The organism is Novosphingobium sp. 18050 (genome assembly GCF_902706195.1).
In the GTDB taxonomy this organism is placed as follows: Bacteria; Pseudomonadota; Alphaproteobacteria; order Sphingomonadales; family Sphingomonadaceae; genus Novosphingobium.
The window spans coordinates 40,638-53,625 of the sequence record NZ_CACSJO010000002.1; the positions used below are offsets into that span (position 1 = coordinate 40,638).

Below are 12,988 nucleotides of genomic sequence, written 5' to 3' on the forward strand. Positions count from 1 at the left end.
GGGGAATTACGTCCCCCGCGGTTCCCGTGTACGCTGGGTGATGATGCGGTCGCGGGCGGCGCGCAGATCGCCCGATTCCTTCTGGAGGGAGAGCCGCTCCTTGTCGCTTGCGCGGTAGGTGTTCTCCGCCTTCGCGATGTCCTCCAGCGAGACGCCCAGACCTTCCAGCGCGTTGCGCGCCAGGAACACCGCCGATTCCCGTACCTCGCGCGCCATCGACTTGAGCGGCGCGTCCCTCAGTCGCACCAGCGCGCGGCGATCGAATACGCGGGCGTGGATTTCGGCGCGGGGGAATGCCTGGTGGACGGCGTGGAGGAATGCCTCGCTCAATTGATCGCCGTCGATGCAGAACACGATCAGTTCGACCTCAGCGGCGCCGGCCTGGCGCAGCAGGTCGATGCGGGTGCCGTCGCCGAAGTAGACCTTGGCGCCGAAGCCGCTTGCCACGTCGATCATCTCGATGTCGGTGTCGATCAAGGTGACCTCGATGTCGGCGGCGATCAGCATCTGCGCCACCGTCTGGCCGAAGCGGCCATAGCCTACGACCAGCGCATTGGCGCCGTCGTCCTGCGGTTCGTCGCGCTTTTCGGTGCTGGGCGGGCGTTCGCGGATGCGGCGGGTGGCCATCATCAGGAACGGGGTGGTGACCATCGAAAGCGTGACGATCGCGCTGAACAGGCTGGTGGCGCCGCCGTCCACCAGCATGGCGTTACTGGCCTGCGCGAACAGCACGAAGGCGAATTCGCCGCCCTGGCTCAGCAGCAGGCCAAGCGCCAGCGCGCTGCGCCACTCCATGCGGAAGGCAAGGCCGAGCAGGAAGATGATGGTAGACTTCACCGCGATCAGCGCCAGTGCCATCGCGATCACGAACAACGGCCGCTCGGCGATGGCGGAGAGGTCGAGCATCATGCCCACAGACATGAAGAACAGGCCCAGCAGGATCGAGCGGAACGGCTCGACATCGGCCTCCAGCTCATGCCGGTAAGGCGAATCGGCCAGCATGACCCCGGCGATGAAGGCGCCCAGCGCGGTCGAGAGCCCAAGCGCCTGCATCAGCGCGGCCGAGGCGATCACCGTGAACAGCGCGGCAAAGACGAACATTTCGCGCTCGCCCAGGTTGCCGATCAGGCGGAACAGCGGGCGGATGGCGAAGCGCCCCGCCAGGATCAGCCCGGCGATGGCCGCGCCGGTCTCCAGCGCCAGCACCCAGCCCGGAGGCCCTGCGGGCAGGGCGGGATTGCGGTTCATCGCAGCGATAATCGTGATCAGCGGGATGATCGAGAGGTCCTGGAACAGCAGGATCGCAAAGGAACGCTCGCCAAACGGCGTATGCAGGCGTCCGGCGCTCTGCAGCATCGGCAGGACCTGCGCGGTGGAGGACAGCCCCAGCGGCAGTCCCAGCGCCAGCGAGGCCTGCAGGCTGAACCCGGTGAAGAAGTAGATCACCCCCGTCACCGCGATGCCGCACAGCGCCACCTGCAGAAGCCCCAGCCCGAAAATCTCGTGCCGCATCCTCCACAGGCGCGGCGGCGCGAGTTCGAGGCCGACGATGAACAGCAGCAGGGTGATGCCCAGCTCGGCGATGCCCAATTTGCTCTCCGGATCGCCGATCAGGTTGAGGACAAACGGCCCCAGAACTGCGCCCGAGAGCAGGAATCCCAGCGTCGCACCCAATCCGAGCCGCCGGAACAGCAGCACGAAAATGAGCGCGGTGCCCAGCAGCAGGAACCCGTCCCGCAGCAGGAAGTCCTGAGCATGTTCTTCCATCAAAACCCTTCGAGACTGCATTCGGAGCGCCTGAGCGCGCGGCCATCCTAGAGACGTAGGGGCCTTATTCCAACCATAGGTTGGTTGGGTGGGTCGGTAAGGTCTGGTGCAGGAGCAATTGCCCCAGACCCCTTTAATCCCCCTGCCATCTACCGTTTTGCCACCGAAATCGAGGAAAGGCGCGGCCCGGCGGGTTCCAGCGAGGCCGCAGCTCTGCCATAGTCGCCCGCGTGAACGAAGACGACTGGCCTTTCGAGACGACTTTCTACGGTGAACCTGACGCCGACATGATGGACCCCTATGCGCCGGATGTCGACTGGACGCCGGCCGCTCCGCCCGCGCCGGACGCAGTGGCCAGGGCGCTGCACGATGTCTTCGGCTTCAACGGCTTTCGCGGCGTGCAGGACCAGGTCGTGGACCGCGTGCTGCATGGTCGATCGACGTTGGCGATCATGCCGACGGGTGCGGGCAAGTCGCTGACCTACCAGCTTCCGGCGGTCATGCTGGAGGGGACCTGCGTGGTCGTCTCGCCGCTGATCGCGCTGATGCACGACCAGCTTCGCTCCGCGCGCGCCAACGGCATCCGCGCGGCGACGCTGACCAGCGCCGACACCGATCGCGGCCAGACCATGGATGCCTTCCGTGCGGGGGAACTGGACCTGCTTTACATCGCGCCGGAACGCGCCAGCCAGTCGCACTTCCGCGAATTGCTGATGAGCGCGCGAATCGGCCTGTTCGCCATCGACGAAGCGCACTGCGTTTCCGAGTGGGGGCACGATTTCCGCCCGGATTACCGCCTGCTGCGCCCGCTGCTCGACGCTTTCCCGCAAGTGCCGCGCCTGGCGTTGACGGCCACGGCGGACCACCACACGCGCGCCGATATCCTTGCCCAACTCGGCATTCCCGAAGACGGCATGATCATCGCCGGGTTCGACCGGCCCAACATCCGCTACACGATCCAGCCGCGCGACAATGCGATGCGCCAGATCAAGGCGGTGGTGGAGGACAATCCCGGCCCCGGCATCATTTACGCCCCCACCCGCGCGCGCGTGGAACAGCTTGCCGAAAGTCTGGCCACTGCGACCGGGCGGCGGGTGCTGCCCTATCACGCCGGCCTCCCGCCCGAGGTTCGCGCGCGCAACCAGGCCGCTTTCGTGGCGTCTGAAGACATGGTGATGGTGGCCACGGTCGCCTTCGGCATGGGTATCGACAAGCCCGACGTGCGCTTCGTCGCCCATGCCGGCATCCCCAAGTCGATCGAGGGCTATTACCAGGAAACCGGCCGTGCGGGCCGCGATGGCGACCCATCGGTGGCGGTGATGTTCTGGGGCGCGGACGATTTCGCACGCGCCCGCCAGCGCCTGTCGGAGATCGAGCCTCACCGCTTGCAGAGTGAGCGTCAGCGCCTCGATTCGCTGGCGGGCCTCGTGGAAACCGCCGCCTGCCGCCGGGCGGTGCTGCTGCGCCACTTCGGCGAGCAGCCTGCCGAAACTTGCGGAAACTGCGACAACTGCATCAACCCGGTGGGCGTGGTCGACGTGACTGATGTCGCCCGCAAACTGCTTTCGGCGGTCTACCGCACCGGGCAGTCTTACGGCCTGGGCCATCTGGAAAAGGTGCTGACCGGCGTTGCCGACGACCGCGTTCTGCAGCGCGGGCATGACCAGCTTTCGGTCTTCGGCATTCTGACCGAGGACGAAAAGCCGATGCTGAAAGCGCTGGCCCGCGCCTTGCAGGCACGCGGCAGCCTGATACCGACCGAGCATGGCGGCCTGGCACTGGGCGGCGATGCCCGCGCGATCCTCAAGGGTGATGCTTCGGTGGCGATCGTCGTGCCGCCCAAGGCTGAGCGCAAGCGCCGTTCCAAGGGGGCCGACGTGGCCTCGAACCCGGTCGACGATCCGCTGTTCGAAGCGCTGCGCGAACTGCGCCGCGAACTGGCGAAGGAGGCCGGGGTGCCGCCTTACGTCGTGTTCCACGATTCGACCCTGCGCGAGATGGCGGCGGCGCGGCCCTCTTCATTGGCGGATCTGGGCAGCATCGGCGGCGTCGGCACGCGCAAGCTCGATGCGTACGGCGATGCGTTTCTGGCGGTCATCCGCCAGCACTGAGGTTTGGCCGTTCGGCCTTTAAAGCCTTCAGCTCGCGGCCCGGTCCCGTTCAGTCTGAACGGGGTAAGGGTTAGCGTGCATGGCCTTCGCGGCGCGCCGCAATCGCGCCGCTTTGGTTTTCAGCCCTCGGATGCGCCATCGAAGGTCACCGGCACTGCCAGCAGGAACGGCAGTTCGGGCGAGGCAATGCGCGATTCCGCGCCGTTGTCATGGATCAGCACCACGCGCCCGACACCCGGTGTCGCCACCACGGCCGTGACCGTATCGACCCAGTCATGCAGCAGCGCGCGAATGCGGGCCAAGGCCTCGGCCTCTCGCGTGGTGGTGCCGGACGCTTCGAGTTCGGCTTCGAGGTCGGCAATGCGCGCGGTTGCCTCGTCGATGCGGTCGGCGTTGGTGTCGGTCATCGCGGGTCTCCTTTTCGCCTCGGCGGCGCTTTGGATGCCGATTTGGGCCGCGCGGCGGGTTCCGGCAAGTCCGCGCCGCGCTCAATCGCCGCCGCGTTGCCCTGGCGATCTTCGCCGCATGAAACGAAACACCCCAGGGCGGTATGAACTGCCCCGGGGTGTTTCGTTTTGATCGCGGTGGCAAATCAGATGGTCATCGGCAGGCCGGGAGTGACGCCTAGAGCGGGTTGTCCAGCTGTATGATCGCCTCGTCGCTGGTGCGCTGCGTGGTCTTGAGCTGGCGCGGGGCCTTGAAGCTGGCGAGCACCGGCGTATCGCGCTCGTAGATGTCGGCGAAGGGCTTCAGCTCGCCATCGATCGAGCGGGCGAAGGTGAAGTACGTGATGTAGACCGGGAAGGTCCGCGTCATCGACACCTTCTTGTACTCGCCCGCGCGGGAGAGGTCGGCGGCGTCGGTGGCGGACATCTGTGCGCCCAGGATCGCCATGGTCATGCCCAGTTCAACCGCCCGCTCGGTGCGGATGCAGCCGTGGCTGAAGGCGCGCACGTCCGAATTGAAGTACTGCTTCGAAGGCGTGTCGTGCAGGTAGATCGCATGGGGGTTGGGCATGTCGATCTTCATCAGGCCCAGCGCGTTGCTCGGCCCCGGCTGCTGGACGACGGTAATCATGCCGTTCTCGGCCTTGAAGCCCTTGTAGTGGTTGGCGGCGGCCCACTTGGGATTGGCGAGCACCTTGGCGCCCAGACCCTCACCCTTGACGATCGACTGCGGCACCGTCCAGGTCGGGTTGAACACCACTGCGCTGACCGTTTCGGCCAACTGCGGGGTGGCCGTGCGGCCGGGCTTGCCGACGACTGTCTTGTAGCTGCGCAGGATCTTGTTCTTTACGACCAGACGCAGCTGGAATTCGGGCACGTTGGTCAGCAGGTAAACGCTGCCCAGATCGCGCGCGAGCCAGCGCCAGCGGTCCATGTTGGCTTGGATTAGTGCGCGGCGGGGCTTGTTCGCCATCGGCGTGGCGTTCAGCTCGGTCTTGAGCGCGGCATAGTCCGGGTTGGTCGGGGCCAGTTTGTCGACGACGCCGGCGATGTCATGGTCGGCCAGGGCCTGCGCCATGACCTGCCCGGTGGGCATGGTGTCCTGATCGGGGTCGACCGCGAACCACTGCACGCGCGCAACCATCGGCGTGCGGCCATCGCGCAGGTCCTCGATCAGCCAGCCGAACACGCGGCTTGCCAGAGCGTCGAGGGCATCGCCTTCGCCCGCAGCAATCGCGGTCTTGAGCGCGGCGGGTTGGTAATCGGCGGGCATAAGCCCTTCCTTGCCGATATATTCGATGGTCTTGAGCAGGCCCTGCGCATCGGCCAGCGTCCACGGCATCACCGGTTCGGCCACAACGGTTTCCTGCACCATCGGCACCGAAACCATCGGGGTTCCGACCGGGCTTTGCATCGCGGTCGGGGACGGGGGGACCGGAACCGGCGCGGGAACGCGCTTGGGTGCCTGGGTCGGCGCCGAGGTCGGAATGCTCTTGGGCAGCAAGTCCTCGGGCATTTCGGTCTTGATCTTCTGCGCCTGCGCCGTCTGCACACCCAAAGCCAGGATCGTGAGCGTCGAGACGACGCCGGGACCAAACCGCTTGAAACTCACCATATTTCCTTGAAACCTGCCCGATTGAATATCTTCAGGATGACGCACGAGTTCACCAGAAGGTTGCCACGATGTGGCCTTTTACGCCGTTCTCTTCAAGGATGCGACCTGTCGCAGGCATGAATTGCTTGCGCACAACCTTGCACAAGGCGACAGGCGGGGCGTCATGCACACCTCCTCCCGTCCCGCATCAGCGCTACTTCCAGTGCTGGCCGTCATCGCCGGAATAGCCGCCTTCAGCGTGATGGACGCGGCGATGAAGGCCGCCTCGCTGGCCGTCGGCGTGCTCACTGCGCTGCTGCTGCGCAATGTCTTCGCCGCCTTGATGACGCTGCCGCTGTGGCTGGCGGCGGGCCGCCCGGTGCCCAGCCGCAAGGTCGCCGGGCTGCATTTCCAGCGTTCCGCGGTGACGGCGGTGATGGCGGCGCTGTTCTTCCACGGACTGGTGCGCATCCCGATGGCAGAGGGCATGGCGATCTCGTTCTTCGCACCGATCATCGCGCTCTATTTCGCCGCAATGCTGCTGGGCGAGACGATCCGCCGAGGCGCCATTTTCGCCGCGTTACTGGGGCTTGGCGGCATGGTGGTGATCGGCGCCGACCGCTTCGGTGCAGGCGAATACGGACCGCAAGCGATCGAGGGCACGATCGCCATCGTCTTCTCCGCCGTGTTCTATGCGCTCAACCTCGTGCTGCAGCGCAAGCAGGCACTGCTGGCGGGCCCGGTCGAGATCGCACAGTTCCAGAACTTCAACCTCGCGTTGATCTTCCTGGTCTTCGCGCCGTTCTACTGGACCATGCCCGACGCCTCGGCCCTTTACTGGACCCTCGCCGGAGGAGCGCTTGCCACTACCGCGCTGCTGTTTCTCTCCTGGGGTTATGCTCGCGCCGAGGCGCAGGTGCTGGTGCCGGTGGAGTATACCGGGTTCCTCTGGGCCGCGCTGATGGGGTGGCTGATCTTCGGCGAAACGCTGGGCCCCGGCGTGATCGCGGGAACAATTCTGATCGTTCTGGGTTGCTGGATTGGCACGCGCCGCGCACAAAACGACACCTAAGTCTACCCCCGAATCTCTTGACCTTCTGCCCCTTAGCGCGCATCCGCGAGCGGACGAAACCGCTTGTCGCACTGCAGCACGGTTCAGGAGCGCCGGAGGCAGCGGGCAGGCCCATATAAAGGGAAAAACGCCCACCATGACCCAGGTCGGACAGGACTCGCTCGGGACCCGCAGCACCATGACCGTCGGCGGCAAGGCCGTCGCATATTACTCGCTCAAGAAAGCATCCGAGAAGATCGGCGACATCAGCCGCCTGCCGTTCTCGATGAAAGTGCTGCTTGAGAATCTCCTCCGCTTCGAAGACGGCGGCTTCACCGTTTCGACCGACGACATCAAGGCCATCGTCGACTGGCAGCAGAACCCCGTCACCGGCGAGGAAATCCAGTACCGCCCCGCGCGCGTGCTGCTTCAGGACTTCACCGGCGTGCCTTGCGTGGTCGATCTGGCCGCCATGCGCGACGCCATCGCCAAGCTCGGCGGCGACACCTCCAAGATCAATCCGCTGGTCCCCGTGAACCTGGTCATCGACCACTCGGTCATGGTCGACGAATTCGGCCACCCCAAGGCCGCCGAACAGAACGTCGAGATCGAGTACCAGCGCAACATGGAGCGCTACGACTTCCTCAAGTGGGGCTCCAAGTCGCTCGACAACTTCTATGCCGTTCCCCCGGGCACCGGCATCTGCCACCAGGTCAACCTCGAGAACATCGCCAGGACCGTCTGGTCCTCGACCGACCACAACGGCGAACTGGTCGCCTATCCCGACACCTGCGTCGGCACGGACAGCCACACCACCATGGTCAACGGCCTGGGCGTGCTGGGCTGGGGCGTGGGCGGTATCGAGGCCGAAGCCGCGATGCTGGGCCAGCCCGTCTCGATGCTCATCCCCGAAGTCGTCGGCTTCAAGCTGGTGGGTGCACTTCAGGAAGGTGTCACCGCCACCGACCTCGTGCTCACCTGCACCGCGATGCTGCGCAAGCACGGCGTCGTCGGCCGTTTCGTGGAATACTTCGGTCCCGGCCTCGCCTCGCTGAGCCTCGCCGACCGCGCGACGCTCGCCAACATGGCACCGGAATACGGCGCGACCTGCGGCTTCTTCGGCATCGACGACAAGACGCTGGACTACCTGCGCCTTACCGGCCGCGAAGAAGAGCAGATTGCCCTCGTCGAAGCCTATGCCAAGGAGCAGGGCTTCTGGATCGACCCGGCCGCCGCCGACCCGATCTTCACCAGCACCCTCGAGCTGGACATGGCGACCGTCGTGCCCTCGCTCGCCGGGCCGAAGCGTCCGCAGGACTGGGTTTCGCTCCCCGAAGTCGACGACGTGTTCAACGCCGACATGGCGACCACGTACAAGAAGACCCCGCAGCGCGTGCCCGTCGAAGGCAAGGACTTTGACATCGGTGACGGCGACGTCATGATCGCGGCGATCACCAGCTGCACCAACACCTCGAACCCGAGCGTGCTGGTGGCCGCCGGCCTCGTCGCCAAGAAGGCCGATGAGCTGGGCCTGAAGCCCAAGCCCTGGGTCAAGACCAGCCTCGCCCCCGGATCGCAGGTCGTCACCGATTACCTGGAGAAGGCCGGTCTGCAGGCGCACCTCGACAACATCGGCTTCAACCTCGTCGGTTACGGCTGCACCACCTGCATCGGCAACTCCGGTCCGCTGGCCGAGCCGATCAGCAAGGCGATCAACGAGAACGGTCTGGTCGCCAGCGCCGTGATCTCGGGCAACCGCAACTTCGAGGGCCGCGTCTCGCCGGACGTGCGCGCCAACTTCCTGGCTTCGCCCCCGCTCGTTGTCGCCTACGCCCTGAAGGGCACCGTGGTGGAAGACTTCACCACGACCCCGATCGGCAAGAGCAAGGACGGCGCCGATGTCTATCTCAAGGATATCTGGCCGACCAATCTCGAAGTGAACGAGACGATGAACGCCTGCGTCGACCGCGCGATGTTCCAGGCCCGCTACGCCGACGTCTACAAGGGCGACGAGCACTGGCAGGCGATCAACGTCGTCGGTTCGGATACCTACTCGTGGAGCGCCGGTTCGACTTATGTCGCCAACCCGCCGTACTTCGAGGGCATGGAAATGACCCCGGCGCCGGTTTCGGACATCATCGAGGCCAAGCCGCTGCTGGTGCTGGGCGATTCGATCACCACCGACCACATCTCGCCGGCCGGTTCGATCAAGGCCGATAGCCCTGCGGGTAAGTGGCTGATGGAGCACCAGGTCGCCAAGGCGGACTTCAACTCCTACGGTTCGCGCCGCGGCCACCACGACGTGATGATGCGCGGCACTTTCGCCAATATCCGCATCCGCAACGAGATGGTCCCCGGCGTCGAGGGCGGCATGAGCCGTTTCGACGGCGAAGTGCTCCCGGTCTTCGACGTGGCCCAGAAGTACAAGGCGCAGGGCACTCCGATGGTGGTCGTGGCCGGCAAGGAATACGGCACCGGCTCCTCGCGTGACTGGGCGGCCAAGGGTACCAACCTGCTGGGCGTGCGCGCGGTCATCGTCGAGAGCTTCGAGCGTATCCACCGCTCGAACCTGGTCGGCATGGGCGTGCTGCCGCTGCAGTTCAAGAATGGCGACACCCGCACCTCGCTGGGTCTCGACGGTGATTGCAGCTTCACCATCACCGGTGTCGCCGGCCTCAAGCCGCAGCAGGACGTCGAAGTCCACGTGACCAAGGCCGACGGCTCGAAGTTCACCTTCACCGCGCTGTGCCGCATCGATACCGCCAATGAAGTCGAGTACTTCATGAACGGCGGCATCCTGCAATACGTGCTGCGCAAACTGGCCGCCTGATCCTTTTCAGGTGCCGGCAGGCGTTACGAAAACCCCGTCCGGGCAACCGGGCGGGGTTTTTCTTTTGGGCGGCGCATTCTTAAGATCGTCGCGGTCCGTTTGAAGGCGGCCACGAAAAAGGGCGGCGCTTGCCGGCGCCGCCCTTTTCCACAAAGGGCCGCCGCTTAAGCGACGGCCTTCCATGTGTTAGTTATCCTGGCGCTCAGGCTGCCTTGGGACGGGCGAACCGGCGGCGGGCGACAATCGCGGCAGCCGCCGCGCCGAACAGGACCAGCATCGGCGGTGCGGGCACGTCGGTGCCGCCCGAGCTGGTCGACGACGAACCACCCGAGGACGACGAACTCGTCGACGACGAACTGGACGTGCTCGACGAGGAGCTGGTCGCCCCGCCGGTCGTGGACGAAGACGAGCCCGACGAAGACGAGGAACCGCTGCTCGACGATCCGGTCGAAGTCGCGCCGCCGGTGGTATTGTCGTTTCCGCCCGAGGAGCTGGAGGACGAACTCGACGAAGACGAGGAGCTGGACGACGAGGAAGATGAGGACGACGAAGAAGTGCTGCTGGTGATGTTACCCGAGGTACTGCTGGTAACGTTGCCGGAAGTGCTGCTCGTCACGTTGCCCGAGGTGCTGCTGGTGACATTGCCCGAGGTCGTGCTGGTCACGTTGCCCGAGGTGGACGAGGTCGTCGAGGTGATGCCGCCGGTCGTGGAGGTTGAGCCGCCGGTGGTGGAGGTGACCCCGCCGGTCGTCGTCGAAGTCGAACCGCCGGTGGTCGAGGTAACGCCCCCGGTCGTGGTCGACGTGGATGTCGAGGTGACGCCGCCCGTGGTGGTCACACCGCCGGTCGTCGTGACGCCGCTGGTGGTCGAGCTGATGACGACATTGCCGCCGCCGCCGCCGCTGCTTCCGCCGCCGCCAAAGAATCCGCCGAAGAATCCGCCGCCGAAGCCGCCCATCGGGCCGCCGCCGATCACCACCGGGGTGCCGCCACCGCCGCCCGAATAGGACGCGGGCGGAGCCGGCGGAATATACGGTGCGGGCAGGGGAACCATCGCGGCCTGCTGCTGATCGCAGCAGGTGCGCTTGACGATCTTGCGAACGCGCTTGGTGGTGCGCGGATCATCCTTGCGGACGATGCGCTTCACCGGCTTGGCCGGAACCGCCGTCTTGGCCATCTTGACCTTGCGGTACTCGGTCTTCGCCGACTGCGTTTCCGCCACGTGGACAGCGCCGCCACCAATGATAGCGCAGCCTGCCGCACAGGCAGACAGTTTCGCAAGGGCCATCCGAACGGACATACTGGTTGCTCTCTTTGTTTTGCCTGGATTGCGGCGGTGTCTTGAACCGACACTTGCGATCCATCTGCCAGAAACAACGCAGAGTCCGGTTAACGGGACAACGACGTTAACCGCTATTCCAGCGTCCCAAGCCGGGAAAAGTGGTTAATTTATTCTTCTAACCGTGGTGTTGTACCGAAACGGGACTGTCCGGGTGACCAGATGTAAATTTCCCCGACGGTTTTGCCCAACGAATCAAGCCGGTGGCTCTCAACCCTCCGAATCGAAAAGCCCGTTCTGAGGGGCGTTCGGAGCGCTCATTCCCAGGTGCGTCCAGCCCCGGTCGTTAAGGCAGCGGCCGCGCGCGGTGCGTGCTACAAGACCAAGCTGAATGAGATATGGCTCGATCACTTCCTCGATCGTATCGCGCGGTTCGGACAGGCCTGCCGCCAGCGTTTCCACGCCCACCGGCCCGCCCTTGTAGATATCCGCGATCATCCGCAGGTAGCGGCGGTCCTGCGAATCGAGGCCGATCGAATCGACCTCCAGCCGCGTCAGGGAATCGTCCGCGATCTCCCGGGTGATGACGTCGGAGCCGGCGACATGGGCGAAGTCCCGCACGCGCCGCATAAGCCGTCCGGCCACGCGCGGAGTACCGCGCGCACGCCGCGCGATCTCGGTCGCGCCGCCCTTGTCCATGCCGATGCCCAGCAGTCCGGCGCCGCGCGTGACGACCTTCTCCAGTTCCTCGACCGAATAAAACTGCAGCCGCACCGGAATGCCGAAACGATCGCGCAGCGGGGTCTGCAGGAGGCCCTGCCGTGTGGTTGCGCCCACCAGCGTGAAAGGCGGCAGGTCGATCCGCACCGAACGGGCCGATGGCCCTTCGCCGATGATGAGGTCCAGCGCGCGGTCCTCCATCGCCGGGTAGAGCACTTCCTCGACCACGGGATTGAGGCGGTGAATCTCGTCGATGAACAGAACGTCACCCTGTTCGAGATTGGTCAGCAGCGCCGCCAGGTCGCCTGCCTTGGCGATGACCGGCCCGCTGGTGGCGCGAAAACCCACGCCCAGTTCGCGCGCGACGATCTGCGCCAGCGTCGTCTTGCCCAGTCCCGGAGGTCCGAAGAACAGCACATGGTCCATCGCCTCGCGCCGCGACTTGGCGCTTTCGATGAATACCCGCAGGTTGTCCTTCGCCCCGGCCTGTCCGACGAATTCTTCTAGGGTCTTGGGCCGCAGCGCGGCATCGGCGTCCTCGGGCTGGCGGATCGGCGTGAGAATGGGATTGTCGGTCATGTCTTAACCCGCCGCCCGCTTCAGCGCCACGCGCACAAGGTCGTTCAGGCCCGCATCCTCGCCCAGTTCCTCCACCGCCTTGCCGACCGCCATGGCGGCCACGGCAGGCTTGAAGCCGAGGTTCTGCAAGGCTGAAACGGCATCCGCGCTGGAGGAACCCGGCGGCACGGCGGCAATCGCTCCGGCAAGCCCCGGCGCGGTGGGCAAGGCGCCGGCCTTGTCCTTCAATTCGTTGACGATGCGGCTGGCCAGCTTCGGCCCCACCCCATTGGCCCGCGCGACCATCGCCGAATCACCGCCGGCACAGGCGCGCTGGATTTCCTCGGTCGTCAGCGCCGACAGGATCGCCAGAGCCACCTTCGAGCCCACACCCTGAACCGCCGTCAGCAGGCGGAACCAGTTACGCTCCGCCGCGCTGGCAAAGCCGATCAGGCGCTGGTCGGTTTCGGAAACCTGCATCTCGGTGTGGATCACCACCCGGTCGCCCCGGATCCCGAGATGATCGAGCGTACGAGCCGAGCACTGGACGAGATAGCCGACGCCGTTCACGTCGATGATCGCCCAGTCGGGGCCGGTGTCGTCGAGAAGACCTGTTAGCTTGGCGATCATGG

General features: G+C 65.6%; 10 protein-coding genes. 4 read left to right on the plus strand and 6 right to left on the minus strand.

Annotated features, from left to right (window positions below):
* Nucleotides 1–6 precede the first annotated feature (6 nt).
* Nucleotides 7–1,767 (minus strand): cation:proton antiporter, encoded by a 1,761-nt coding sequence (locus GVL61_RS02660; RefSeq protein WP_159976747.1) that lies wholly within the window; start codon nt 1,765–1,767, stop codon nt 7–9.
* 230 nt (nt 1,768–1,997) lie between these two features.
* Here GVL61_RS02660 and recQ point away from each other — a divergent pair, with 230 nt between their 5' ends.
* Nucleotides 1,998–3,878 carry a DNA helicase RecQ gene (recQ, locus tag GVL61_RS02665; RefSeq protein WP_200844707.1) on the plus strand — a complete coding sequence of 627 codons (1,881 nt, stop codon included), beginning with the start codon at nt 1,998–2,000 and terminating at the stop codon, nt 3,876–3,878.
* Between the two features lie 119 nt (nt 3,879–3,997).
* On the opposite strand, the gene GVL61_RS02670 is transcribed toward recQ, so the two are convergent.
* Together GVL61_RS02670 and GVL61_RS02675 are read right to left on the minus strand one after the other, a co-directional pair.
* Nucleotides 3,998–4,285, minus strand: a complete 288-nt coding sequence (locus GVL61_RS02670; protein ID WP_159976749.1) for a hypothetical protein — start codon at nt 4,283–4,285, stop codon at nt 3,998–4,000.
* Nucleotides 4,286–4,502: 217 nt separating this feature from the next.
* Complete coding sequence (locus GVL61_RS02675; RefSeq protein WP_159976751.1) at nt 4,503–5,939, minus strand: L,D-transpeptidase family protein; 1,437 nt, start codon at nt 5,937–5,939, stop codon at nt 4,503–4,505.
* 163 nt (nt 5,940–6,102) lie between these two features.
* Between GVL61_RS02675 and GVL61_RS02680 the strand changes: the two genes are divergently transcribed.
* Nucleotides 6,103–6,990, plus strand: coding sequence for a DMT family transporter (locus tag GVL61_RS02680; RefSeq protein ID WP_159976753.1), 888 nt, complete (start codon nt 6,103–6,105; stop codon nt 6,988–6,990).
* Nucleotides 6,991–7,126: 136 nt separating this feature from the next.
* Complete coding sequence (gene acnA, locus GVL61_RS02685; RefSeq protein WP_159976755.1) at nt 7,127–9,799, plus strand: aconitate hydratase AcnA; 2,673 nt, start codon at nt 7,127–7,129, stop codon at nt 9,797–9,799.
* Between the two features lie 202 nt (nt 9,800–10,001).
* On the opposite strand, the gene GVL61_RS24895 is transcribed toward acnA, so the two are convergent.
* Nucleotides 10,002–10,091, minus strand: coding sequence for a PEP-CTERM sorting domain-containing protein (locus GVL61_RS24895; protein ID WP_235037506.1), 90 nt, complete (start codon nt 10,089–10,091; stop codon nt 10,002–10,004).
* A gap of 4 nt (nt 10,092–10,095) precedes the next feature.
* On the opposite strand from GVL61_RS24895, the gene GVL61_RS24900 reads away from it, so the two are divergent.
* Nucleotides 10,096–10,806, plus strand: coding sequence for a hypothetical protein (locus tag GVL61_RS24900; RefSeq protein ID WP_235037507.1), 711 nt, complete (start codon nt 10,096–10,098; stop codon nt 10,804–10,806).
* 542 nt (nt 10,807–11,348) lie between these two features.
* Here GVL61_RS24900 and ruvB read toward each other — a convergent pair.
* Both ruvB and ruvA read right to left on the minus strand, forming a co-directional pair.
* Complete coding sequence (gene ruvB, locus GVL61_RS02695) at nt 11,349–12,377, minus strand: Holliday junction branch migration DNA helicase RuvB (protein ID WP_159976757.1); 1,029 nt, start codon at nt 12,375–12,377, stop codon at nt 11,349–11,351.
* 3 nt (nt 12,378–12,380) lie between these two features.
* Nucleotides 12,381–12,986, minus strand: a complete 606-nt coding sequence (gene ruvA / locus GVL61_RS02700) for a Holliday junction branch migration protein RuvA (protein WP_159976759.1) — start codon at nt 12,984–12,986, stop codon at nt 12,381–12,383.
* Nucleotides 12,987–12,988 lie beyond the last annotated feature (2 nt).